26 protein-coding genes and 1 tRNA gene are annotated in these 24,897 nt (G+C 59.4%); 13 read left to right on the forward strand and 14 right to left on the reverse strand.

The features are described from left to right. Positions 1-85 precede the first annotated feature (85 nt). Positions 86-161, reverse strand: a tRNA-Ala gene (locus tag EOL43_RS00220). A gap of 98 nt (positions 162-259) precedes the next feature. After that, positions 260-580 carry a TIGR02300 family protein gene (locus tag EOL43_RS00225; protein WP_133484788.1) on the reverse strand — a complete coding sequence of 107 codons (321 nt, stop codon included), beginning with the start codon at positions 578-580 and terminating at the stop codon, positions 260-262. A gap of 126 nt (positions 581-706) precedes the next feature. Here EOL43_RS00225 and EOL43_RS00230 point away from each other — a divergent pair, with 126 nt between their 5' ends. Then, the gene (locus tag EOL43_RS00230; RefSeq protein ID WP_133484789.1) at positions 707-1,438 is read left to right on the forward strand and encodes a M48 family metallopeptidase; all 732 of its coding nucleotides are present in this window, start codon (positions 707-709) and stop codon (positions 1,436-1,438) included. Positions 1,439-1,470: 32 nt separating this feature from the next. Then, a complete protein-coding gene (locus EOL43_RS00235) occupies positions 1,471-2,121 on the forward strand; it encodes a GntR family transcriptional regulator (protein WP_133484790.1) in 651 nt (216 codons plus the stop codon). A gap of 62 nt (positions 2,122-2,183) precedes the next feature. On the opposite strand, the gene lpdA is transcribed toward EOL43_RS00235, so the two are convergent. The 9 genes from lpdA to EOL43_RS00280 form a co-directional block, all read right to left on the reverse strand. Then, complete coding sequence (gene lpdA, locus EOL43_RS00240; RefSeq protein WP_133484791.1) at positions 2,184-3,569, reverse strand: dihydrolipoyl dehydrogenase; 1,386 nt, start codon at positions 3,567-3,569, stop codon at positions 2,184-2,186. 91 nt (positions 3,570-3,660) lie between these two features. Continuing rightward, positions 3,661-3,930 carry a hypothetical protein gene (locus EOL43_RS00245; protein ID WP_133484792.1) on the reverse strand — a complete coding sequence of 90 codons (270 nt, stop codon included), beginning with the start codon at positions 3,928-3,930 and terminating at the stop codon, positions 3,661-3,663. 126 nt (positions 3,931-4,056) lie between these two features. Further along, positions 4,057-5,547 carry a 2-oxoglutarate dehydrogenase complex dihydrolipoyllysine-residue succinyltransferase gene (gene odhB, locus EOL43_RS00250; protein ID WP_133484793.1) on the reverse strand — a complete coding sequence of 497 codons (1,491 nt, stop codon included), beginning with the start codon at positions 5,545-5,547 and terminating at the stop codon, positions 4,057-4,059. A gap of 3 nt (positions 5,548-5,550) precedes the next feature. Continuing rightward, positions 5,551-8,529: a 2-oxoglutarate dehydrogenase E1 component gene (locus tag EOL43_RS00255; protein WP_133484794.1), complete on the reverse strand. Its 2,979-nt coding sequence runs from the start codon at positions 8,527-8,529 to the stop codon at positions 5,551-5,553. 20 nt (positions 8,530-8,549) lie between these two features. After that, complete coding sequence (locus tag EOL43_RS00260; RefSeq protein WP_166636174.1) at positions 8,550-9,350, reverse strand: sulfotransferase family 2 domain-containing protein; 801 nt, start codon at positions 9,348-9,350, stop codon at positions 8,550-8,552. Positions 9,351-9,355: 5 nt separating this feature from the next. Next, entirely contained in the window at positions 9,356-10,240 is an 885-nt protein-coding gene (gene sucD, locus EOL43_RS00265; RefSeq protein WP_133484796.1) for a succinate--CoA ligase subunit alpha, read from the reverse strand. A gap of 59 nt (positions 10,241-10,299) precedes the next feature. Next, positions 10,300-10,791 (reverse strand): hypothetical protein, encoded by a 492-nt coding sequence (locus tag EOL43_RS00270; protein ID WP_133484797.1) that lies wholly within the window; start codon positions 10,789-10,791, stop codon positions 10,300-10,302. 5 nt (positions 10,792-10,796) lie between these two features. Beyond that, positions 10,797-11,990 (reverse strand): ADP-forming succinate--CoA ligase subunit beta, encoded by a 1,194-nt coding sequence (sucC, locus tag EOL43_RS00275; RefSeq protein WP_133484798.1) that lies wholly within the window; start codon positions 11,988-11,990, stop codon positions 10,797-10,799. Positions 11,991-12,176: 186 nt separating this feature from the next. Further along, positions 12,177-13,016 (reverse strand): putative nucleotide-diphospho-sugar transferase, encoded by an 840-nt coding sequence (locus tag EOL43_RS00280; RefSeq protein ID WP_133484799.1) that lies wholly within the window; start codon positions 13,014-13,016, stop codon positions 12,177-12,179. Positions 13,017-13,185: 169 nt separating this feature from the next. Here EOL43_RS00280 and EOL43_RS00285 point away from each other — a divergent pair, with 169 nt between their 5' ends. Next, complete coding sequence (locus tag EOL43_RS00285; protein ID WP_133484800.1) at positions 13,186-14,193, forward strand: glycosyltransferase family 2 protein; 1,008 nt, start codon at positions 13,186-13,188, stop codon at positions 14,191-14,193. Between the two features lie 2 nt (positions 14,194-14,195). On the opposite strand, the gene EOL43_RS00290 is transcribed toward EOL43_RS00285, so the two are convergent. Together EOL43_RS00290 and mdh are read right to left on the reverse strand one after the other, a co-directional pair. Beyond that, the gene (locus EOL43_RS00290; RefSeq protein WP_133484801.1) at positions 14,196-15,083 is read right to left on the reverse strand and encodes a putative nucleotide-diphospho-sugar transferase; all 888 of its coding nucleotides are present in this window, start codon (positions 15,081-15,083) and stop codon (positions 14,196-14,198) included. A 78-nt stretch (positions 15,084-15,161) separates the two neighbouring features. Further along, positions 15,162-16,124 (reverse strand): malate dehydrogenase, encoded by a 963-nt coding sequence (gene mdh, locus EOL43_RS00295; protein ID WP_133484802.1) that lies wholly within the window; start codon positions 16,122-16,124, stop codon positions 15,162-15,164. A 158-nt stretch (positions 16,125-16,282) separates the two neighbouring features. On the opposite strand from mdh, the gene EOL43_RS00300 reads away from it, so the two are divergent. After that, complete coding sequence (locus EOL43_RS00300; protein ID WP_133484803.1) at positions 16,283-17,041, forward strand: sulfite exporter TauE/SafE family protein; 759 nt, start codon at positions 16,283-16,285, stop codon at positions 17,039-17,041. Here the strand turns inward: EOL43_RS00300 and EOL43_RS00305 are convergent. Next, positions 17,038-17,361, reverse strand: a complete 324-nt coding sequence (locus tag EOL43_RS00305) for a hypothetical protein (RefSeq protein ID WP_133484804.1) — start codon at positions 17,359-17,361, stop codon at positions 17,038-17,040. The two genes, EOL43_RS00300 and EOL43_RS00305, sit on opposite strands and share 4 nt — an antisense overlap. Before the next feature lie 304 nt (positions 17,362-17,665). On the opposite strand from EOL43_RS00305, the gene EOL43_RS00310 reads away from it, so the two are divergent. The 9 genes from EOL43_RS00310 to EOL43_RS00350 all read left to right on the forward strand — a co-directional run bounded on the left by EOL43_RS00310 (position 17,666) and on the right by EOL43_RS00350 (position 24,896). Further along, positions 17,666-18,514 carry an HpcH/HpaI aldolase/citrate lyase family protein gene (locus EOL43_RS00310; RefSeq protein ID WP_133484805.1) on the forward strand — a complete coding sequence of 283 codons (849 nt, stop codon included), beginning with the start codon at positions 17,666-17,668 and terminating at the stop codon, positions 18,512-18,514. 23 nt (positions 18,515-18,537) lie between these two features. Next, complete coding sequence (locus tag EOL43_RS00315) at positions 18,538-19,086, forward strand: NnrU family protein (protein ID WP_133484806.1); 549 nt, start codon at positions 18,538-18,540, stop codon at positions 19,084-19,086. Positions 19,087-19,155: 69 nt separating this feature from the next. Further along, a complete protein-coding gene (locus EOL43_RS00320; RefSeq protein ID WP_133484807.1) occupies positions 19,156-20,190 on the forward strand; it encodes a MaoC family dehydratase in 1,035 nt (344 codons plus the stop codon). A 290-nt stretch (positions 20,191-20,480) separates the two neighbouring features. Then, a complete protein-coding gene (sdhC, locus tag EOL43_RS00325) occupies positions 20,481-20,864 on the forward strand; it encodes a succinate dehydrogenase, cytochrome b556 subunit (RefSeq protein WP_133484808.1) in 384 nt (127 codons plus the stop codon). 10 nt (positions 20,865-20,874) lie between these two features. Then, on the forward strand, positions 20,875-21,246 hold the full coding sequence (sdhD, locus tag EOL43_RS00330) for a succinate dehydrogenase, hydrophobic membrane anchor protein (RefSeq protein WP_133484809.1): 372 nt from the start codon (positions 20,875-20,877) through the stop codon (positions 21,244-21,246). 18 nt (positions 21,247-21,264) lie between these two features. Then, entirely contained in the window at positions 21,265-23,070 is a 1,806-nt protein-coding gene (gene sdhA / locus EOL43_RS00335; protein ID WP_133484810.1) for a succinate dehydrogenase flavoprotein subunit, read from the forward strand. 12 nt (positions 23,071-23,082) lie between these two features. Next, complete coding sequence (locus EOL43_RS00340) at positions 23,083-23,862, forward strand: succinate dehydrogenase iron-sulfur subunit (protein WP_108857227.1); 780 nt, start codon at positions 23,083-23,085, stop codon at positions 23,860-23,862. Between the two features lie 62 nt (positions 23,863-23,924). Continuing rightward, the gene (locus tag EOL43_RS00345) at positions 23,925-24,350 is read left to right on the forward strand and encodes a DUF3052 family protein (RefSeq protein ID WP_133484811.1); all 426 of its coding nucleotides are present in this window, start codon (positions 23,925-23,927) and stop codon (positions 24,348-24,350) included. An 84-nt stretch (positions 24,351-24,434) separates the two neighbouring features. After that, positions 24,435-24,896 (forward strand): DUF1203 domain-containing protein, encoded by a 462-nt coding sequence (locus EOL43_RS00350; protein ID WP_133484812.1) that lies wholly within the window; start codon positions 24,435-24,437, stop codon positions 24,894-24,896. The last annotated feature ends 1 nt before the right edge of the window (position 24,897 follow it).

Consider the following 24,897-nt stretch of genomic DNA (forward strand, 5'->3'; position numbering starts at 1 on the left):
CATGCAAACTGGTGACACAATGCGCGAACGGTAGACGGATACCGTCTAACCGGTTCAAACCATTATCAAATCTGAGAGATCAATTTGGTGGAGCCTAGCGGGGTCGAACCGCTGACCTCTTGCATGCCATGCAAGCGCTCTACCAACTGAGCTAAGGCCCCATCCGTGACAGCTATGTCGCTGCCTGTGCGCGGTATTTATGCAAAGGCGCGGAGGGGTTCAACCCAAAAAATGCGCCTTTGCAAAAAATCTTTGATGCTTACTCGTCGTCGTTCGCGGGCATGTCCGCAATGTCGTCCAGCGACACATCATCGTCATCGTCGTCGTCCAGAACATCATCGCCCAGATCAACATCGGATGCGTCGTCATCTTCCAGAACCGCATCTGCGTCGTCGACCAGATCGTCCTTCATGACTGCTTTGTCTTCTTTGTCGGCAACCATCGTGCGCGACCCTTTACCGGTGTCCAGGTTCACGACCTCACCCGTATAGGGGCTGACCACCGGATCGGCGTTCAGGTCGTAAAAGCGTTTACCGGTTGTCGGGCATACACGTTTGACGCCCCATTCAGCTTTGGGCATAGGAAACCCTTTCCGTTCGTACTGACTCGTCTGAGATTTCAGGCAACTGCCACAATGCAGCATAGGTGTCAAAGGCTTTTGCAGGGAAGGGTTGACGTTGGACGGATTCAAGCCGCATTGAAGGGCATGTTGTTTCGAAATTCACGCAATCGGCTGACCGAGAACACCACCCTGACATTGGGGGCGGCGGATCCGGTTGTGATTGAACTACGGGCGTCGAAACGGGCGCGCAGGCTGTCGTTACGGGTGTCCCGTCTGGATGGGCGCGTAACACTGACCGCGCCGCATGGGGCGAACAAGGACGAGGCCATCCAGTTTGCGAAAGAGCGTCTGGACTGGATCCGGGGCCATCTGGCCCAAACGGCCCCCAGCGAGGTTCCGGGCATCGGCTCGACCCTGCCCTTTCGCGGGCAGAGCGTGACGCTGGCGCGTGGTCAGGCGCGGGTGGTCAAAGTTGTGGGCGATCACATGTTACTGCCCCCACAATCCCCCGACCGCGACGCGATCCGGGCCGAGGCCTTTCTGAAAGAAGCCGCCCGCGCGGCGCTGGTGGCTGCCAGCGATACCTATGCGGAAAAGGTTGGGCGTGACTACGGGCGGATCACCTTGCGTGACACACGCTCGCGCTGGGGATCGTGCAGCTCGCGTGGCAATCTCAGCTATTCGTGGCGGCTGATCATGGCACCGCCCGAGGTTCTGGACTATGTCGCCGCCCATGAGGTCGCGCATCTGGTCCACATGGACCATTCTCGCGCCTTCTGGGCGCAGGTCGAGGCGATCTTTCCCAGCTACCAAGCGCCACGAAAGTGGCTGAAGGATCACGGGGCAGATTTACACCGCTATCGCTTTCGCGATTGACGCCTCCGGGATTTGTGATCACAATTACCCGCATGCAAAGCCAAATTCGCCCAACCTCGGACAATACCAGCGCGCACGAGCGGGTTTACCGCCACCTGCGCACCCGCATCATGCATGGCGAGTTGGATCCGGGCGAGAGCCTGACCATCCGGGGGATTGGCGCGGAGTATGACGTCTCGATGACCCCCGCACGCGAGGCGGTACGCAGGCTGGCAGCTGAAGGCGCGCTGACGCTGTCCAGTTCAGGCCGGGTGACGGCACCGGACCTGACTGCCGAGCGGATTGAAGAGCTGACGGCCCTGCGCGCCCTGCTGGAGCCCGAGCTGGCCGCACGCGCCCTGCCCCGTGCCCATATGACCCTGATCGACCGCCTGCGCGCCATCAACGCCCGCGTGTCGGAATGCGTCGCCAATCAGGACGCCATCGGCTATCTGCGCACCAATCTGGAGTTCCACCGCACCATCTATCTGCGCGCGCAGGCCCCAGCTATCCTTGCGATGGCCGAGACCGTCTGGCTGCAGCTTGGTCCCACCATGCGTGCGCTCTATGCCAGCGGCCAGCGCACGGACCTACAGCGCCACCACCGCATGATCCTGTCCGCCCTCGCCGCCGGCGATGAACCGGCGTTGAGGCTCGCTGTGCGGACGGATGTAACGCAGGGCTTGAAGATGCTGGTGGGCTGAGCGGCCCCCAAACGAAAAAGCACGCCCGAAGGCGTGCTTTTGTTCTTTCCGAGATCTAAAGATCAGGCGTGGATCGCGCCGTCGCCACAGGCCAAGGCGGCTTCACGCACCGCTTCCGAGAAGGTCGGGTGGGCGTGGCAGGTGCGGGCCAGATCTTCGGCCGATCCACCGTATTCCATCAGCACACAGGCTTCGTGGATCAGCTCGCCAGCGGCGGGACCCATGATGTGGACGCCCAGCACACGGTCGGTGGCTTTATCGGCCAGGATCTTCACGAAGCCGTCGCCCATGAACACGGCCTTCGCACGACCATTGCCCATGAAGCTGAACTTGCCAACCTTGTAGTCGACGCCAGCCTCTTTCAGCTCTTGTTCGGTCTTGCCGACCGATGCGACCTCGGGCGAGGTGTAGATCACGCCGGGGATCACGTCATAGTTCACGTGGCCCGCCTGACCGGCGATGCTTTCAGCAGCGGCCATACCTTCGTCTTCCGCCTTGTGGGCCAGCATCGGACCTTCGGTCACGTCGCCAATCGCCCAGATGCCGGGAACCGAGGTTTTCCAGTGGTCGGTGGCAATCTGACCGCGTTCGGTCATCTTCACGCCAGCGGCTTCCAGACCCAGACCGTCGACAAACGGACGGCGACCCGTGGCAACCAGCACCACATCGGCGTCGATCGAGTGTTCGCTGTCATCCTTGCGCAGCTTGTAGTTCACGGTCGCCTTGGTCTTCTTGGCGTCCACGTTCTGAACGGCAGCGCCCATGATGAAGTTCAGGCCCTGCTTTTTCAGCGTGCGCTGGAAGGTCTTCTGGATGTCTTTGTCCATGCCCGGGGTGATGTCGTCGAGGAATTCAACCACGGTCACTTCCGACCCAAGACGCGCATAGACCGAGCCCATTTCCAGACCAATCACGCCCGCACCGATGACAACCATCTTCTTCGGGATTTTCGGCAGCTCAAGCGCGCCGGTCGAGGTCACGACGACTTTCTCGTCGACCTCAACGCCCGGCAAGCTCGACGGCTCGGAACCGGACGCGATCACGATGTGCTTGGCGGTGTGCACTTCGTCACCAACCTTGACCTGACCAGCCGCGGGGATCGATCCCCAGCCCTTCAGCCAGTCCACTTTGTTCTTCTTGAAGAGGAACTCGATGCCCTTGGTGTTCTGACCAATGACGTCGTCCTTATAGGCCAGCATCTCTTTCCAATCGACCGAGGGGCTTTTGCCCTTCAAGCCCATCTTGGCGAAGTTATGCTCGGCTTCGTGCAGGCTGTGCGACGCGTGCAGCAGCGCCTTCGAGGGGATACAGCCCACGTTCAGGCAGGTGCCGCCCAAGGTCTCGCGACCCTCGACACATGCGGTTTTCAGGCCCAGCTGAGCGCAACGGATCGCGCATACATAGCCGCCCGGGCCACCGCCGATTACGATTACGTCATAGTCTGCCATATCTCACTATCCTTCATTGTTCGCCATGCGCGCGGCCTTAGCTGTTTCTGCGCACTTGCCTATTCGTTTGCTGTTGTAAACCGCTCGGCCCTTAGACCGGGGTCAGCAGCTTCACATTCACGTTGATGACGCCGTCACGCTCCATATGCATGGCCAGTTCTTCAGACTCGAAGAAGGCGCGTGCCCGGTCGAGGTCCAGAACCTGGAACAGGGCCACTGCGTGGTTGTCCTGATCCGGATCTTTCCAGACGTGCAATGTTTTGAGGCCAACAGCTTTGCGGTTGAAACGGTCCTGTTTGAAGACGGTGTACCACGCGTCGAAATCCGCCACGTCAGCTTGCCAGAGTACATGGGTTGCCATGGTCAGAAACTCCCTCTGTGTGTGTGGCGACGCTAGCACGCGATAGCATGCCGGTCTTTGACCTAAGTCGTGCGCCGGAAACAGGATGCTGGCGCGCCCGACCAGTGCCGAGCGCGCCAAGGTTCATTACAGATCCATCAGCAGGCGGCGCGGATCTTCCAGAGCTTCTTTCACGCGCACCAGGAAGGTCACGGCGCCTTTGCCGTCAACGATGCGGTGGTCATAGCTCAGCGCCAGATACATCATCGGGCGGATGACAACCTGACCGTTGATCGCCATCGGGCGGTCCTGGATCTTGTGCATGCCAAGGATACCCGACTGCGGCGGGTTCAGGATCGGCGACGACATCAGCGAGCCATAAACACCACCGTTCGAGATGGTGAAGGTGCCGCCCTGCATTTCTTCCATGCTAAGCTTACCGTCACGGGCGCGGCGGCCTTTCTCGGCGATGGCTTTTTCGATCTCAGCGAAGGACATGCTGTCGGCATCGTTGATGACCGGAACAACCAGACCGGTGGGCGTACCCGCGGCGATGCCCATGTTCACGTAGTTCTTGTACACGATGTCGGTGCCGTCGATCTCGGCGTTCACTTCCGGCACTTCTTTCAGCGCGTGGCAGCAGGCCTTGGTGAAGAACGACATAAAGCCCAGACGGACGCCGTGCTTCTTCTCGAACAGGTCTTTGTACTCTTTGCGCAGAGCCATCGTTTCCGTCATGTCCACCTCGTTATAGGTGGTCAGCATGGCGGCGGTGTTCTGGCTGTCTTTCAGACGGCGCGCGATGGTCTGACGCAGGCGCGTCATCTTCACACGCTCTTCGCGCGATGCATCGCCAGCGGCGCGCGGGGCAGCCGGGGCCGGTGCGGGTGCAGCGGTTTTCGGCGCGGCCAAGGCGGCAGCAACGTCGTGCTTCATCACGCGACCGTCACGACCGGTGCCCTGCACGTCGGCGGGGTTCAGGCCAGCTTCGGCCATGGCTTTCTTGGCCGAGGGCGCGTCTTCGACGTCCTTACCAGCCGCCGCAGGTGCAGCAGCCGCGGCGGGCGCAGCATCCGGAGCGGCGGCGACCGCACCACCCGAGGACAAGACGGCCAGTTTGGCCGACGCATCAACGGTGGTGCCTTCGGGAGCCAGGATTTCGGCCAGAACGCCAGCGGCGGGGGCCGGGACTTCAACAGATACCTTGTCGGTTTCCAGCTCGCACAGCATTTCGTCCTGTGCGACCGCGTCGCCAACCTGCTTGAACCAAGTCGATACGGTGGCTTCCGACACGCTTTCGCCCAGCGCGGGGACCATGACGTCTACAGCTTGGCCAGCGTCACCCGCAGGGGCTGCGGCCGGGGCAGCCTCGGCAGCGGCAGGTGCCGAGGCGGCGCCTTCGCCTTCGCCGATCATGGCCAGCAGCGCGTCAACACCAACGGTTTCACCTTCGGCGGCGGCGATTTCACCCAGCGTACCAGCGGCAGGCGACGGCACTTCGACGGTCACTTTGTCGGTTTCCAGCTCGCAGAGCATCTCGTCTACGGCAACGGCGTCGCCGGGTTTCTTGAACCATGTTGCGACCGTGGCTTCGGTCACGCTTTCGCCCAGCGTCGGGACACGTACTTCAATGCTCATGGTTTATTTCCCTTCCATGGTCAGCGCGGCATCCACCAGCGCCTCTTGTTGTGCTTTGTGGGTCGATGCCAGACCCGTTGCAGGCGATGCCGCAGCCGGACGACCGGCATAGACCGGACGCGTGTGTTTCGCGCCGATGCGGGTCAGCACCCATTCGATATTCGGTTCGACGAATGTCCACGAACCTTGGTTTTTCGGTTCTTCCTGACACCAGACGATTTCCGCCTGCTTGAAGCGCTCCAGTTCCTTGACGCAGGACATGGCCGGGAACGGATAGAACTGTTCAAGGCGCAGGATGTAGATGTCGTCGATGCCACGCTTGTCACGCTCTTCCAGCAGGTCGTAGTAGACCTTGCCCGAACACATGACGACGCGCTTGATCTTGTCGTCCTTGACCAGCTTGGCCTCGGAGCGGCCTGTGCCGTTTTCACGATCGCCGTCATCCCACAGCACGCGGTGGAAGCTGGACCCTTCGGTGAAATCCTTGGCATCCGATACGCAGAGCTTGTGGCGCAGAAGCGATTTCGGCGTCATCAGGATCAGCGGCTTGCGGTATCCGCGGTGCAGCTGACGGCGCAGGATGTGGAAATAGTTCGCCGGGGTCGAGCAGTTCGCAACGATCCAGTTGTCGCCACCACACATCTGCAGGAAGCGCTCCAGACGGGCCGAGCTGTGCTCGGGGCCCTGCCCTTCGAAGCCGTGCGGCAGAAGGACGGTCAGACCAGACATCCGCAGCCATTTCGATTCACCGGACGAGATGAACTGGTCGAACATGATCTGCGCGCCGTTGGCGAAGTCGCCAAACTGGGCTTCCCACATCACCAGCGCGTTGGGTTCGGCCAGCGAATAGCCATATTCAAAGCCCAGCACCGCGTATTCCGACAGCATCGAGTCGATGACCTCGTAATGGGCCTGACCCTCGCGGATGTTGTTCAGCGGATAGTAACGCTCTTCGTTTTCCTGGTTGATCAGACCCGAGTGGCGCTGCGAGAACGTGCCGCGCGTACAGTCCTGACCGGCCAGACGGACCGGGAAGCCTTCGGTCAGCAGCGAGCCAAAGGCCAGTGCTTCTGCGGTTGCCCAGTCAAAGCCAGTGCCGCTTTCAAACATCTTGGCTTTGGTGTCCAGAAGACGACCAACCGTCTTGTGCATCGGGAAGCCGTCCGGTGCGGTCGACAGCGCTTTGCCAACTTCTTGGAAGGTCTCGGTCGAGATATCCGTCTTGCCACGCTGATATTCGTCGCTGTTGCGATCAAGGTGCGACCAGCGCCCGTCCAGCCAGTCGGCCTTGTTGGGCTTGTAGTCTTTCCCAGCTTCGAACTCTTCGTTCATGTGGGCCTGGAAGGCCGCTTTCATGTCCTCGATTTCGCCTTCCGGGATCAGGCCATCCTTGACCAGACGCTCGGTATACAGCTGCAGCGTGGTCTTATGTTTCTTGATGTTCTTGTACATCATCGGGTTGGTGAACATCGGCTCGTCGCCTTCGTTGTGACCAAACCGGCGATAGCAGAAGATGTCCAGAACCACGTCTTTGTGGAACTTCTGACGGAACTCGGTCGCGACGCGAGCAGCGTGCACCACGGCTTCCGGGTCGTCGCCATTCACGTGGAAGATCGGGGCTTCCACCATCAGGGCGATGTCCGTCGGATATGGCGACGAGCGCGAGAAGTGCGGCGCGGTGGTGAAACCAATCTGGTTGTTCACCACGATATGCATCGTGCCGCCGGTCTTGTGACCGACCAGACCGGACAGACCGAAGCCTTCGGCCACGACGCCCTGACCCGCAAAGGCCGCATCACCGTGCAGCAGGATCGGCAGAACCTGATCGCGATCCACGTCGTTCATCTGTTCTTGCTTGGCGCGGACCTTGCCCAGAACAACTGGGTTCACCGCCTCAAGGTGCGAGGGGTTCGCGGTCAGCGACAGGTGGACCTTGTTGTCGTCGAACTCGCGGTCCGACGAGGCGCCAAGGTGGTATTTCACGTCGCCCGAGCCGTCGACTTCCTCCGGCTTGAAGCTGCCGCCTTGGAATTCGTTGAAGATCGCGCGGTACGGCTTCTGCATTACGTTGGCCAGAACCGAGAGGCGGCCACGGTGGGGCATGCCGATGACGATTTCTTTCAGGCCCAGCTGACCGCCGCGCTTGATGATCTGCTCCATCGCCGGGATCAGCGCTTCACCACCATCAAGGCCGAAACGCTTGGTGCCCATGTATTTCACGTGAAGGAATTTCTCGAAGCCCTCGGCCTCGACCAGCTTGTTCAGGATTGCCTTACGGCCTTCCTGCGTAAAGCGAATTTCCTTGTCGAACCCTTCGATGCGTTCTTTCAGCCAGCCAGCTTCTTCCGGGTTCGAGATGTGCATGTATTGCAGCGCAAAGGTGCCGCAATAGGTGCGCTTCACGATGTCCAGGATCTGACGGATCGAGGCAACTTCCAGCCCCAGTACGTTGTCGATGAAGATCGGGCGATCCATGTCGGCATCGGTGAAGCCATAGGACGCGGGATCCAGTTCGGGATGCGGGGTGACCTTCTGCATGCCCAGCGGGTCCAGATCCGCAACAAGGTGACCTCGAATACGATAGGCGCGGATCAGCATCAGGGCGCGGATCGAGTCCAGAACAGCGCGTTTTACCTGACCGTCCGACAGCGATACGCCCTTTTCAGCGGCTTTCGCTTCGATTTTCTTGGCAGCCGCCTTGCCTTCCGCTTCAGGGGCTTCGGGCCATTGACCGTCCAGCGCATGCACGCGGTCGCCATCCGGCATCGGGGGCCAGTCGCCACGCGCCCAGCTGGGGCCAGCGGCTTCGGCGGTCACATCACGAGCATCATCCCCAAGCTCAGCGAAAAATGCGTGCCATGCGGCGTCGACCGCATTGGGATCTTTCACATACTGGGCGTACAGTTGCTCCAGATACTCGGCGTTGTGGCCTTGCATGAAGCTTGATGCGTGGAAGATGTCATTAGGGGATTGGTCGTTCATAGGTCACACCTTCTGTTTTCTCAGTGCGGGACTTCAAGCGAGTAATTCGCGTGTTCAAAGACCCATGAGAAGCGATCCCGAACAATGTCCGCGGTCTCTTCATCATAAAACTCGGCTGTTGACGGCCGTTGGTCTGCGCTCGAGGAGTTCGTCTTCTTGGTTACGGGCAAATGGGCCAATGACGGGTCAAGGCCAAGGCGGTCCACAAGCGCGTTCAGGTCGTCTGCCAGATGTTCTTGCCGGATCAGCACGTCAGGAACGAACTCTCCGTCAAGAAAGACAATCGCATGGTCATTCTGAATCTTCCTGCTTAGGATTTTTCTGCGAAACCCGTCGATAACGTCATCCCGATTGGTCTGAGCGCCATTCCGTTGTTTCAATGACCAATAATAAGCCGAGATCATCCGTTTAAAGGGATTGCGCACTGACGAGATCTTCAGCGATTGCCCCCAAAACTCGGGATCCAACCCAGCTTTGACCTTGCTAGCCGCCATGTGAGGGTACCAGTTGTGGGTCCCGTTTCTCACCTGCCAAAGATGGCGCGGCTTTTGATACCACTTAAGCGTCTCGCTTACGCGGCGACGTCCGGCGATACCGTATTCACTGACAATGGGATGCGGTTGGTACTCGGTCACTTTCTTGCCCGGAGGCACGCAATACGCCTGCAGAAACATCTCGGTCGAGGTGCCTGCCGTCTTGCGTGTCTTCAAGTAGACAAAATTGTGCTTGTAGCTGACCAGCGTCATCTCTTTGTCCCAGTTCACCTCAGAGTCATTTCTTCGGCGACGTGAACGAGGCCGACCAAGATCGGCCTCGTCCAAGATCATTATTTGCCGATTGCTTCCAGAACGGCTTCGCCCAGCGTGGCGGGGCTGTCAGCAACAACGATGCCAGCCGAACGCATGGCTTCGATCTTGTCTTCTGCACCGCCTTTACCACCGGCAACAATCGCGCCAGCGTGGCCCATGCGGCGGCCCGGAGGTGCCGTACGGCCAGCGATGAAGCCAGCGACCGGCTTCCAGCGACCCTTCTTCTTCTGCTCGGCCAGGAATTCAGCAGCTTCTTCTTCTGCCGAACCACCGATTTCACCGATCATGATGATCGACTGGGTCTCGTCGTCGTCCAGGAACATGTCCAGTACGTCGATGTGCTCGGTACCTTTGATGGGGTCACCACCGATACCAACAGCGGTCGACTGGCCCAGACCGATGTCCGACGTCTGCTTCACAGCTTCATAGGTCAGCGTACCCGAGCGCGACACAACGCCAACCGAACCACGCTTGTGGATGTGGCCGGGCATGATGCCGATCTTACAAGCGTCCGGCGTGATGACACCGGGGCAGTTCGGGCCGATCAGGCGCGAAGCCGAACCTTCCAGAGCGCGCTGCACCTTCATCATGTCCAGCACCGGAATGCCTTCGGTGATGCAGACGATCAGTTCCATCTCTGCGTCGATCGCTTCAAGGATCGAGTCAGCCGCGAAGGGCGGCGGCACGTAGATTACGGAAGCGTTGGCTTCGGTGACGTGCTTGGCTTCGTGAACCGAGTTGAAGATCGGCAGGTCCAGATGCGTCTGGCCACCTTTGCCCGGCGTCACACCGCCGACCATTTTGGTGCCATATGCAATGGCCTGTTCCGAGTGAAAGGTACCCTGCGAGCCGGTGAGGCCCTGACAGATCACCTTTGTATTTTCATCGATAAGGACTGCCATTTGGCTTTCTCCCTTTCTCGTGGGACATGCCCACATGTTTTGCGTTTCGGGGGAGGGCGCTACCCGCCCACAATCCCCAGAAGATATTCGGCCGTGGCGGCACCTGCGCGGCTGTTGCCGAGGTTGATGAGCATCTTACCCTTCGCCCCCCGGTTATATTCCGGCACCCGAACAGCGCCGAAATAGGCAACATCCGAGTGACGCGCGCCGCCATAGCGCGAAGCAAGTTCGTTTTGCAAAGCGATCAGATCACCCTCATACGTGCCGCCAACCCAACAGATCGGCGTACCATCTGCCATCTCGGTCACACGACCGACGAGAGCTTTGGTTTCGGACTGCCACGCCACCCCCATATCCCGGGTCAGACCACGTGCTTGAAAGCGCGCTTCTACTCCGGAAAAGTCAGGGCGGGTTGCCCCGCAGGTCGCATCCAGCAATGCAATCGCCTCGGATACCGGGACCATTTGCAGTGCAGAGCGCGACTGCTCGGGTGTCGACTGACATGCAGCCAGCCCCACGAAAGCCGTAAGAGTGATCAAAGCCTTGCGCATCTTGCTTAGCCCTTCACCGCTTTCACGATCTTCTCAGCACCATCCGACAGGTTGTCAGCAGCGATCACATCAACGTCCGAGTTGTTGATGATGTCTTTGCCGGCTTCCACGTTGGTGCCTTCCAGGCGCACGACCAGCGGAACCTGCAGGCCCACTTCTTTCACGGCTGCAACCACGCCCTCGGCGATGACGTCACAGCGCATGATGCCGCCGAAGATGTTCACAAGGATGCCCTTTACGTTCGGGTCCGAGGTGATGATCTTGAAGGCTTCGGTCACTTTCTCTTTGGTGGCGCCGCCGCCTACGTCCAAGAAGTTGGCCGGCTCAGCACCGTACAGCTTGATGATGTCCATGGTGGCCATTGCCAGACCAGCACCGTTCACCATGCAGCCAATTTCACCGTCCAGAGCGATGTAGTTCAGGTCGTATTTCGACGCTTCCAGCTCTTTCGGATCTTCTTCGGTAACGTCGCGCAGCTCGGCGATGTCCTGGTGGCGGTAAACAGCGTTGCCGTCGAAGCCAACCTTGGCGTCCAGAACTTTAAGATCGCCGCCATCGGTGATGATCAGCGGGTTGATTTCCAGCATCTCCATGTCTTTCTCGACGAAAGCTTGGTAGAGCTTGCCCATCAGTGCCACACACTGCTTGACCTGAGCGCCTTCAAGGCCCAGCGAGAATGCAATGCGGCGGCCGTGGTAGGCTTGGTAGCCCGTCGCCGGATCAACCGAGAAGCTCAGGATCTTTTCGGGGGTGGCGGCTGCCACTTCCTCGATGTCCATGCCGCCTTCGGTCGAGCATACGAACGAAATACGCGAGGTCTGGCGGTCAACCAGCAGCGCCAGGTACAGCTCACGCTCGATGCCGGAGCCGGCTTCGATGTAGATGCGGTTTACCTGCTTGCCGGCCGGGCCGGTCTGGTGGGTCACAAGGGTGCGGCCCAGCATCTTCTTGGCTTCTTCAGCGGCTTCTTCCACCGACTTGGTCAGGCGGACACCGCCCTTTTCGCCAGCGTCAGCTTCCTTGAAGGAACCTTTGCCGCGGCCACCTGCGTGGATTTGTGCTTTGACCACCCAAAGCGGTCCGTCGAGTTCACCTGCGGCGGTTTTGGCATCTTCTGCTTTCAGTACAACGCGGCCGTCCGAAACGGGTGCGCCGTAGGATTTCAGAAGGGCCTTCGCCTGGTATTCATGAATGTTCATGAAATCATCCTATCCAGTTGGTCCATTGGGTCTTGGACAAGATGCACAGGTGAAGCAGAAGGCCGAAACGTTTTTTGCAATTTCGGGCGAATTTCCGGCGAAGTCGTGTTTTTTGTGATCACACCTTAAAATGTGTGATCACAAATCATTAAATTTCTGCAAATCAGTCCGATTGCGAATCTTATTTCATCGCAAGCGACGCCAGATCGAGCGCGCGCGTTTCTCGACCTTTGGATAGCGCCGCAACAAGTCTCCGATCCGATCGCGGGCGGATGGTGCAGCCCCCAAAGTGCGATCTCGCCCCAACAGATCGTGCAGCGCCGTCAGTGCGCGCTCCCCTAGCAATTCCGTCAGGTCAAAGGGCTGATCTGTCTTCTCATCAATGCCAATAATCTCGTGCAGAGTGGTGATATGCAGAAGGCGCGGAGCAGCCATACGCTTGCCCATCGCAGGCAAATATCCCGTGTGCATCAGGTTGTATTCCGGCGGCAAAATCCAGACACGCAGATCGCTGTCCCACAGAAGTTCCCGCAGGACGGGCTGATCCCAACGCTCGCCTTCGCTGGTCATGCGCTGTTCCCAGCTGCGCAGAAAATCCTGCGTCTTGTCGGACTTGCGGATCCCCATGACGCCACTGTTGATCTGGCGAAACCCGGTGGGCAAATCCTGCGTCGGCTGGTGCATCGGCACAGTGCCGTTGCCGTATTGGTCATGCGCTCCGATGCAATCGAACTGCCGAAGCAACGCGAACATGTCCGAGCAATCCGCCACCGCAACCACGTCGCAATCCAGATAAACCGTTTGCGTAAATCGGCTTTCGCGCAACGCCTCCATCTTGGGGCGGGTGCCGACATAATTCAGGATATGAACCTGATTGAACACCGGATCATCCACGGGAGCATCAGCAAACAGATCAATCTGGATGTCATCCCCCATCACGGCCCGCAATGACCGCGCCGCCCGCTGCGCCAACCCGCGATACTGTGCACCGGTCGCAGCAAAGACAAATCCGTCATCGGTGGTCATTGGGAAAAGTAGGGTCGCGGAAGGCTCCTGATGAAAGCTTTGACTGCATTGCCATCGCTTTAGTCCAATCACATGTCCGCGGCAATCACTGTCCCCCAACGCTTTCCCATTGCTGGCGTCTTGGCCGCAATGATAGGACAGGATTACCCATTGCCCCAAGCGAGGTCGAATGCCCGAACACAGCTGGTCCGTTGTTTCAACCGTACGCGAACCGCTTTCGCTTGTTCTGGCATTTGCCTGTCATCACCTGAGTCTGGGCGCCAAGACGGTTCACCTATTTTTTGACGACCCCAACGACCCGGCAGCCGCGGTCATGGCCAAGATCCCCGGTGTCGACGTGACCCTGTGTGATGCCGCCCATTGGCAGGCTCTGGGTCGCGAAACGCGCCCCGCGTGGCAGACACGTCGGCAGACGCTGAACGCCAATCTCGTGGCGCAAGACCAGCGCGCAGATTGGCTATTGCACGCTGATGCAGACGAATTTCTGTGGGCGCCCGAGGGGATCGAAAGTGATCTCGCCCGTGCTGACGGTTGGCTGCACATCCCAAATCTGGAACGTGTCTGGATCGCGCCCGAGGCGGGGATATTCGACGGACAATTTCGCGCGCCGGGTTTGTCGAACCCGTCAGTCGAACAGATTTATGGCCCAGCGCGCACCTATCTGCAAAACGGATTGTCGGGCCATACCTCGGGCAAGGCGATGGCGCGACTTGCGGATCGCAAATTCATCGCCATCCACGCCGTCAAAGATAAATTCAGAGGCGAGGTATCGCCCGGCCGAACGACAGCAAATGCGTGTATCCTGCACTTTGATGGAATGACGGCACGCCACTGGCTGCTGAAGTCACTGCGCTATGCGGTGCAAGGCAAAGCGCTGCTGCAATCGCTGCACAGCCGACGCAGGGCCGGGATCGAACGCGTGATGCGCGCGGATGATCCGCTGGCCGAAGGACTGTCGCTGCACCACGAGATCTTTCACCTTTCCGACGAACAGCAAGAGATGCTGCAGGCAGAGGGTGCGCTTCTGACCTGCCCGCTGAACCTCGATCACAGCGTAGCCACATATGCGCCGGATGTGGCCGTTGAGTTCTCGGCGGGTGAATTTGATGCAGACCTGACCGACGCACTTGATGCGCTCGTTCACGACATCCGCGGCTCAACGGCCAAGACTGGCTAGTTTCAGCGCCCAGTGAACAGCCCACGCAGTGGGGAGGTCAGCTTGCGCAATCCTCTCGACATCCACTGGGCCTTGCGCAGCTTGGCTTTCAACTCTTGGATTTCGTCGGCCATTGCCTCGGCCGGGGTTGGCAAGCGGCCCACTTCGCGGGTTCCGACGCCACTATCGCAGTCCAACAAAAGCTCAAGATGCTTGCGATGCCGTTCAAATCTGAAGGCCTCATCCAATGTGAAGGGTGTTTCCGCGTCCCCGGGCGCGATCCTGTGAAGTCTCTGACTGTGCAGAATGCGCGGCGCACCTTGTTTGGGCTTCCAACTGTCCAGCGTCCAAGTCGCGATCAGATTATACTCTGGGGGCAACACGAAAACCGACAGGTCTGATTTCCAAAGCAGCTCACGATAGGTGGGTTGGTCCATATCCGCGTCGCGCTCTCGGACGAGACGATCCCAATCTGAAACAAAACCCGTCGTCGTTTCGGTCTTTCGAATGGCAATCACACCCGCGTTCAACAGGCCATAGCTGCGCGGCATTGTCCCGTCCTGTACGAGCCTCTGACCATCGCGCGAGAAGGCGTAGGACGACGCTACGTCGAAGCGATCCAGCAAATGAAACAGCTCGGATACGTCCATCAGGACGATGATGTCGCAATCCAGATACACCGTCCGCGCAAAGCGCGTGCGGCGTAGTGCCTCCATTTTCGGGCGGAAATAGCTATCGGACAGCTTGTGAATGCGATCAAAGGCCGGATCCTTCAGATCGGCATCGGTGAACAGATCCACTTGGGCATCTGGCATGACCTGCCGCAAGCTGCGGACGGCACGCCGGGCAAGGTTGACATATTTCTCGCCGGTCGCGGCGAAGATAAAACCGTTTCCGCTGGGATCTGACATAATGCGCCTCTTTCAAAAAAAATTGCGCCGCTCAAACTGAGCGGCGCAACTTGTAAACGAACGGATAAGTTTTTGAACTTATGCCAGCGAGCTGTCAATGCCCTTACAGGCTTCAACCAGACCCTTCACCGCGTCGACCGATTTGTCGAACATGGCTTGCTCTTCTTTGTTCAGCTCGATGTCGATGACTTTTTCGATGCCGTTGGCACCGATGATGGTCGGAACGCCAACATAGAAACCGTCCAGACCATAAGCGCCATCAACGTAAGCGGCACAAGGCAGCAGACGCTTCTGGTCGTTCAGGTAAGCCTGAGCCATTTCGATCGCCGAAGCAGCCGGGGCATAGTAAGCCGAACCGGTTTTCAGCAGGCCAACGATCTCGGCGCCACCGTCACGGGTGCGCTGAACGATGGCGTCCAGTTTCTCTTGGCTGGTCCAGCCCATTTTCACCAGATCCGGCAGCGGGATGCCGCCAACTGTCGAGTAACGGGTCAGCGGGACCATGGTGTCGCCGTGGCCGCCCAGAACGAAGGCGGTGACGTCGCGCATGGACACGTCGAATTCGACCGACAGGAAGTGACGGAAGCGAGCCGAGTCCAGAACGCCAGCCATGCCAACAACTTTGTTGTGCGGCAGGCCCGAGAACTCGCGCAGAGCCCAAACCATGGCGTCCAGCGGGTTGGTGATGCAGATCACGAATGCGTTCGGGGCGTGCTCTTTGATGCCTTCGCCGACCGATTTCATGACTTTCAGGTTGATGCCCAGCAGGTCATCGCGGCTCATGCCCGGCTTGCGCGGTACACCGGCGGTGACGATGCAGACGTCGGCGCCAGCAATATCTTCGTAGGACGTGGTGCCCGACAGTGCTGCGTCGAACCCTTCAACGGGGCCGCTTTCTGCGATGTCGAGTGCTTTACCCTGGGGGATACCGTCCGCAATATCAAAGAGGACAACGTCGCCCATTTCTTTCAGTGCAGCGAGGTGAGCAAGGGTGCCACCGATCATGCCGCTACCGATAAGCGCAATCTTGGGTCTGGCCATGAGTATGATCTCCGATCAGTTGTTTTCGGGCGCATGCGTAGTCGGAAAGTGCCTTTCGCGCAAGAGCGCTGCACCGCGGCGTCAGGGATGACTTGCAACCGAATGCGACACGCGATAGCGCTAAAGCGCCCATTTTCCAGACTTTTGAAGGATGTCACATGCCCGAGGTTCTGGACCTCACTTTCTTTACCTTTGCCATCCCAGCAGTGATTTTTGCAGGGATTTCCAAGGGTGGCTTCGGGTCAGGGGCGGCGTTTGCGGCGACCCCTTTGCTTGCGCTGATTCTGGACCCGGGCGCCGCGATTGGCCTGATGCTGCCGCTTTTGATGCTGATGGATGTGACGGCGCTGAAACCCTATTGGCGCAAATGGGATACGCCGTCGGCCTGGGCCTTGGTGTTGGGGGCGGTGCCGGGCGTGGCGCTGGGGGCGGCGCTTTACTCGGTCGCAAATCCAGACGTGTTTCGGCTGCTGATCGGTTTGATCGCGGTTGGGTTCGTGGCCTTCCAACTGGCGCGTGCGAACGGGTTGATCCCGCCTGCTCCGCGCCCGATGTCGGGCAAACTGGGCGCGTTTTGGGGGACAATCGCCGGCTTTACCAGCTTCATTAGCCATGCGGGCGGCCCGCCTGCTGCGGTCTACCTATTGTCCCGCAAGCTAGACAAAACCACGTTCCAAGCCACGACCGTCATCGTCTTCTGGGCCATCAACCTTCTGAAGTTCGTCCCCTATTTCGTCTTGGGGATCTTCACATGGCAAACGGCAAAGGCCGATCTCATGCTGATCCCCTTTGCCGTATTGGGCGTCTGGATCGGGGTGCATCTGCACCACAAGATGTCCGAACGCCTGTTCTTCGGCTTCACCTATCTGTTCCTGATCCTGACCGGAACGAAACTGATCTGGGAAGGTCTGACCTAAACCGGGTCACCCAGCCGTGCCGGCGTCAGTTCCTCATCCAGCTGCTCGTATCCCTGCCCCGCAGCAACCAGACAGGTCATGCCATTGGGCATCGTCACAGTGATCGTCCATGTGCCGGTTTCATCCGAGGCGAAGACCTCGACCACCTGCCGGTCGCCAGCAAGTCCGATGGATTGCCGCGTTTCGCCATAACTTTCGGCCAAGCGTTGCATCACTTGTGCGCGCTCGGCGCATTTGGCGGCGCCCTGCGCCTGCAATTGTCCGGCTGACAGAAGGATTGCGCCGACACCAAGTCCAAGGGCCAGAATGTCCTGTTTCATGGATCTGTCCTTTCAGTTGGGCCGCTCTGCCTGGCCAACCGGCGCACCGGCGGCATCAGGGCCGTGTTCACTCTGGTGCCGATCTGCATCCCATTGCATCAGTGGCCAACCGTGGGCCCTCCCGTCATTCGGCATCTCTGTGAAAAGCCTGCGCCCATGGGCCAAAGAACTGGTTAACGCGCCGCGCATAGGTCGGCGCAACCATGAACCCAACGTAAAATTTCTGCATTGCGGCAAAGTTTGCCTTGCGAATTGGTGCGCAAATGTGGTCCCTTGCGCAACAATATTGCGGAGACACAGAATCATGACCACACGCCCCTATCGTTCCGTCCTCTACATCCCCGGCTCGAAAGAGCGTGCGCTAGAGAAAGCCCGCGGCCTTGCCGCTGATGCGATCATTTTCGACCTTGAAGATGCCGTTGCCCCCGACGCCAAGGTCGAGGCCCGCGCCATCCTGAAAGCCGAGCTGGACAAGGGCGGTTATGGCAACCGCGCCAAGATCGTCCGCATCAACGGGTTCGACACCGAATGGGGCAAAGACGATGTGGCGGCCTTTGTGGGTGCAGACATCGACGCGATCTTGATGCCGAAGGTCGGCTCGGCCGCACAGCTGGATGAATTGGCCGCGCTGATCCCCAACGTTGACCTCTGGGCGATGATGGAGACCCCAATCGGCATGCTGAATGCTGCTGAAATTGCGGCCCATCCACGCTTAAAAGGCTTTGTCATGGGCACCAACGATCTGGCGAAAGAGCTGAATACCCGCTTCCGCGCTGATCGCCTGCCGATGATGGGCGGGCTGCATATGTGCCTAATCGCAGCCAAGGCCCATGACGTTGTGATCGTCGATGGCGTCTATAACGCGTTCAAAGACGAAGAAGGTTTGAAAGCCGAATGTGATCAGGGCCGCGACATGGGCATGGACGGCAAAACGCTGATCCACCCGGCCCAGCTCGAGATCGCAAACGCCGCCTTCGCCCCGTCCGAGGCCGAGATCGACCTGGCCCAACGTCAGATCGCAGCCTTCGAGGAAGCCGAAGCCTCCGGCCAAGGTGTTGCGGTTGTGGATGGCAAGATCGTCGAAAACCTGCATGTTGTGACGGCAAAATCCATTCTGGCCAAAGCCGACGCCATCGCCGCGATGGAGGGCTAAGGCCCCTCTAAAGGAACCTCGCCATGACATTGCTGATCGCCGGACTTGCCCTGTGGTATGTCGGACATTTCTGGAAACGCGCCCTGCCCCGCGCCCATGACAACATGGGACCGCGGGCCAAGGGAATATCCGCACTTGTGATCCTGATCGGCGTGGTCTTCATGGTGATCGGGTACCGTGCGACGGAAAGTTTCGACGTGCACACCTATCCGCCCGCGTTGCGGCATGTGAACAACCTGATGGTGCTGTTCGCGCTCTATTTCACCAGCCCCGGCCCGTCGAAAGGCGCGCTTTTTTACAAGATGCGGCACCCGATGCTGACCGGGTTCATTCTGTGGGCCGTGGCGCATATCATCGTGAACCCGGATCTGGCCTCGATGGTGCTGTTCGGCGCGCTGACGGTCTGGGCGGTTCTAGAAATCATCGTGATCAACCGCGCGGAACCCGACTGGCAACCCAACCCGAAAGGCACCATCGCCAAGGACGCCATGTTCTTTGTCGCCTCGATCATCCTGCTGGCGATCATCGGATATATTCACGGGCTGATCGGCCCGACCCCGTTCGGCGCGTAGCCTGACCTGCGCGCACACTAACACCGGTGGGCCATCACCTGCGCCCGCCCCGACATTTGGAGAGCTTTGATGGCCAAGACCAATCCCGGACGTTTCTTTGAAGACTACAAGCTGGGCGACGTGATCGACCATGCCGTGCCGCGCACCGTGGCCGAAGGCGAACGCGCGCTGTATCACGCGCTCTATCCCGCCCGCCACGCGCTCTATTCCTCGGACGAATTCGCAGGTGCCTGCGGATTGGAAGGCTCGCCTATCGACGACCTGATCGCCTTCCATGTGGTGTTCGGCAAGACCGTGCCGGATATCTCGCTGAATGCCGTCGCGAACCTTGGCTATGCCGAAGGCCGCTGGCTGAAACCCGTTTATCCCGGCGACACGCTGCGCTCGCAATCCGAGGTGATCGGACTGAAGCAGAACTCGAACGGGAAGTCGGGCGTTGTGTGGGTTCGCACCCGCGGGTTCAACCAGATGGGCGAGCCGGTGATGGAATATGTGCGCTGGGTGATGGTGCGCAAAGGCGATCTGGACGCCCCCGCGCCGGGCACCGTGATCCCCGAACTGAAGGGCGTACTGGACGCGTCCGACCTGTCGATCCCCGAAGGTCTGTCCTTCGAGGACTACGACTTCACGCTGGCCGGCGAGCCCCATCGCTGGGGCGATTACGAGGTCGGCGAAAAGATCGACCACGTGGACGGCGTGACGGTCGAAGAAGCCGAGCACATGATGGCGACCCGCCTGTGGCAGAACACCGCGAAGGTGCATTTTGACGCCACCTTCCGTCCCGATGGTCAGCGCCTGATCTATGGCGGCCACGTGATTTCGATGGCACGCGCGCTGTCGTTCAACGGCTTGGCCAACGCGCAGATGATCGTGGGTCTCAATGGTGGCGCACATGCCAACCCCTGTTTCTCGGGCGACACGATCCGTGCATGGTCCGAGGTGCTGGACAAGGCCGACACCGACGCCCCGGGCGTGGGTGCTGTGCGCCTGCGTCTGGTTGCCGTCAAACACGGCGCGCCCGAATTTGCCCTGAAAGGCGACGACGGCAAATACCTGCCCGAGGTCATGCTGGATCTCGACTATTGGGCGCTTATGCCGAAGTAAGATGTCTGGCGGCGGGACGTCTTTGAGACGCCCCGCTACTTCCCAAACACATGCCCTAGGGTCAAATATCAGCAGGAATCTTGCGCGCGCCGCCCCTTTCCCGACTATAAACGTCGGGATACAATGGCATACAAATCTGTGATCACATATCCAAAAACTGTGATCACAAGCCCCCAAAAACACCCCCGTTAGCGCAAAATTCCCGACTTTCGGGTCGCTTCTTGCGTGACTCAGTGCCGCAAAAGGCGCTATTCCTGTCGCAAAGTCGAAACAGACAGAAGGAGGCCGCCATGGCCGACGTGAACAGAGGCAACCGTCCTCTTTCTCCGCATCTGCAAGTATACCGCCCGCAGCTGACCTCCATCACCTCGATCTTCGCCCGGATCACCGGGGTCGCCCTGCTGGGCGCTGCGATCTTGGTCGCATGGTGGTTCTTCGCCGCGTCGCTGGGTGCAGGATATTATGATGTTGTGAACGGTCTGATGACCTCGTTCGTTGGGGACGTGATCATGTTCCTGGCGCTCTGGGCGCTGTGCTACCACGCACTGTCCGGCCTGCGTCACCTGATCTGGGACATCGGCATCGGCCTTGAGGTCGAAACCGCCGAGAAAATGGGCATCGGCGTCATCGTCGGGTCCGTCGTTCTGGCGATCATCGTCGCCCTGATCGTGTAAGGAGCCCGTTATGCAATATATGACTGACCGCAAACGCGCCGTGGGCAAAGGCTCTTCGGGTTCGGGTACGGAACATTTCTGGGGACAGGCTATCTCGGCTGTTGGCCTTCTGATCCTGATGCCGCTGTTCGCTCTGACATTCGGTTGTGCCCTTGGCCTGCCCTATGAAGAAGCAATCGCTTATTATCAGCGCCCCTTCCCCGCAATTGTCGCCGCAATGACGCTTGTTGTGTCGATGGTTCACTTCCGTCACGGCATTCAGGTCGTGATCGAGGATTATTCGCGCGGCGTGACCAAGAAAGTCTTGGTCGTTGCTTGCACCGCAGTGGCCTACACCGTTCTGGCAATTGGCCTTTATGGCCTTGGCCGCATCGCCTTTTAAGACCGGAGAGCACCCAAAATGGCAGCTTACGAATACGAAACACACGAATATGACGTGGTCGTGGTCGGCGCCGGTGGCGCTGGTCTGCGGGCCACGCTTGGCATGGCCGAACAGGGCTTGCGCACCGCTTGTGTGACCAAAGTTTTCCCGACCCGCTCGCACACCGTTGCGGCACAGGGCGGCATCGCCGCGTCCCTGTCCAACATGGGCCCGGACAACTGGCAGTGGCACATGTACGACACCGTGAAGGGCTCGGACTGGCTGGGCGACACGGACGCGATGGAATACCTGGCCCGCGAGGCACCCAAAGCGGTGTACGAGCTGGAGCACTATGGCGTTCCCTTCTCGCGCACCGAAGAAGGCAAGATCTATCAGCGCCCCTTCGGCGGCCACACCACCGAATTCGGTGAAGGCCCCGCAGTACAGCGTACCTGTGCCGCCGCTGACCGGACCGGCCACGCGATCCTGCACACGCTTTACGGCCAATCGGTCAAGAACAACGCTGAGTTCTACATCGAGTACTTCGCAGTAGACCTGATCATGTCGGAAGACGGTCAGTGTCAGGGTGTTGTCTGCTGGAAGCTGGATGACGGTACGTTCCACGTCTTCAACGCGAAGATGGTTGTGCTGGCGACGGGCGGCTATGGCCGCGCCTATTTCTCGGCCACCTCGGCCCACACCTGCACCGGCGACGGTGGCGGCATGGTGGCCCGTGCGGGTCTGGCCCTGCAGGATATGGAATTCGTTCAGTTCCACCCGACCGGCATCTACGGCTCGGGCTGCTTGATCACCGAAGGTGCACGTGGCGAGGGTGGCTATCTGGTCAACTCGGAAGGCGAGCGTTTCATGGAGCGTTATGCGCCCCAGTATAAAGACCTTGCCCCGCGCGACTATGTATCCCGCTCGATGACGATGGAGATCCGCGAAGGCCGCGGTGTGGGTGCCGAAGGCGACCACATCTTCCTGCATCTGGATCACCTGCCCGCCGACGCGCTCGCCGAACGCCTGCCCGGCATCTCGGAAAGCGCCAAGATCTTTGCCGGTGTTGACGTAACCAAAGAACCGATCCCGGTTCTGCCGACGGTTCACTACAACATGGGCGGCATCCCGACCAACTATTGGGGTGAGGTTCTGAACCCGACCAAAGACGATCCGACCGCTGTCGTTCCCGGCCTGATGGCCGTGGGTGAAGCAGGTTGTGCGTCGGTCCACGGTGCAAACCGTCTGGGTTCGAACTCGCTGATCGACCTTGTGGTCTTCGGCCGCGCCGCCGCGATCCGCGCTGGCAAGGTTGTCGATGCCGAGGCACCGAACCCGGTTCTGAACCAAGCTTCGGTTGACGCGGCATTCGACCGCTTCGACGGTCTGCGCAATGCAAGCGGCGCGATCCCGACCGCCGATCTGCGTCTGGAAATGCAGAAGACGATGCAAGCTGACGCAGCCGTGTTCCGTACCGCCAAGACCATGAAAGAAGGCGTCGAGAAGATGACCGCCGTGGCCGCCAAGATGGACGACCTGGCCGTGACCGATCGCTCGCTGATCTGGAACTCGGACCTGATGGAAACGCTGGAACTGGCGAACCTGATGCCGAACGCTCTGGCGACGATCCACGGCGCAGAAGCCCGCGAAGAAAGCCGCGGCGCCCACGCGCACGAGGACTTCCCGGAACGCGACGACAAGAAGTGGCGCGTCCACACTGTTAGCCGCGTGGATGGCAACAAGGTTGACCTGTCCTATCGTCCGGTCGTCGTTGATCCGCTGACCACCGAAGCCGAAGGCGGCATCGAACTGAAGAAAATCGCGCCCAAAGCGCGTACGTTCTAAGGAGGACGCCAGATGGTACAATTCAAGCTCCCCAAGAACTCGACCGTTCGCGTCGGTAAGACATGGCCCAAGCCCGAGGGTGCCAGCAATGTCCGCAAGTTCCAGATCTATCGCTGGAACCCGGATGATGGCGAGAACCCCCGTGTGGACACCTATTTCCTGGACATGGACAAATGTGGTCCGATGGTTCTGGACGCGCTGATCAAGATCAAGAACGAGATTGATCCGACCCTGACCTTCCGCCGCTCGTGCCGTGAAGGCATCTGTGGGTCCTGCGCGATGAACATCGACGGGATCAACACGCTGGCCTGTATTTACGGGATGGACGAGATCAAGGGCGACGTGAAGATCTATCCGCTGCCGCATATGCCGGTGGTGAAAGACCTGATCCCGGACCTGACGCATTTCTATGCGCAGCACGCGTCGATCATGCCGTGGCTGGAAACCAAGACCAACCGCCCTGCGAAAGAGTGGAAGCAGTCCATTGAGGACCGCAAGAAGCTGGATGGTCTGTATGAATGCGTCATGTGCGCCAGCTGCTCGACCTCGTGCCCGAGCTATTGGTGGAACGGTGACCGCTATCTTGGGCCGGCCGCGCTGCTGCATGCGTATCGCTGGATCATCGACTCGCGCGATGAAGCCACAGGCGAGCGTCTGGACCAGCTGGAAGACCCCTTCAAGCTGTATCGCTGCCACACGATCATGAACTGCTCGAAGACTTGCCCCAAGGGCCTGAACCCGGCCAAGGCAATCGCGTCGATCAAGAAAATGATGGTCGAGCGCCAGCTTTGATCTTTTCAAAATACATGCAAAATGGGCGGCCAATTGGTCGCCCATTTTCGTTTGAGGGTTAGATGTCGGGTTATTCTGGAACACCTTTGGAAAAGAAGCTTGGCCTGAAGGATGGGCAACGCGTGGCGTGGATCGGGCGTCCCGCCGCGCAGGACCATCTGGCGACAAGCCGGGCCTTCATTTCGGTCGAGGATTGCTCGGCGGATCAGCTCTCTGGCCCGTATGACGTGATCCACCTATTCACGGATGACCGCGCCACGTTCGAAACTGCCCTGCCCCAACTTCTTGCCGCACTGCATCGCGATGGCATGATCTGGGTGTCTTGGCCGAAGAAGGCGTCAAAAGTTCCGACCGATATGACCGAGGATGTCATTCGTAACGCAGCCCTTAGAACGACGCTCGTGGACGTGAAAGTGTGCGCCGTGGACGAGATTTGGTCGGGCTTAAAACTGGTCATCCGCAAGGAACACCGCGCAGCGCATGGATAGCCCACTGCCGTACGCCAATCAGCAGGGTCCGGATCGCCCGGATGCGTCCGCTCTGTAATGGTCTCTGAAACACAGGAGATCATCATGCCTCTTTTTTCAGGAATCACCCAAGATCACGCCGACGCGTTACGCGCCGGGGCATCAGATGCCTATGGCAACACACCAGACCGTCAGACAAGCGACGGAACCGCCCCGTGCCGGTGTTGTCTGGCACTTATTGACGAGGGACGGGATATGCTTGTATTTGCCCACCGCCCGTTCATCGCGCCGCAACCTTACGCCGAGACGGGGCCCGTGTTTCTATGCGCAGATCACTGCGATGCCGTGGCTGCGTCACCAGACATTCCACCGGTCGTTGTCTCGCCCAACTATTTATTGAAGGGCTATTCAGCGGACGAGCGCCTTTTGTACGGAACTGGCCGGGTCGTCCCCAAAGATCAGATCGCCAGCTATGCGGATAGGTTATTGGATCGCTCGGATATCGCGTTTGTCGACCTAAGATCCGCAACCAACAATTGCTGGCAAGCGCGCATGCACAAGGCGTGAC

This window comes from Aliiroseovarius marinus (genome assembly GCF_004360145.1).
Lineage (GTDB): Bacteria > Pseudomonadota > Alphaproteobacteria > Rhodobacterales > Rhodobacteraceae > Aliiroseovarius > Aliiroseovarius marinus.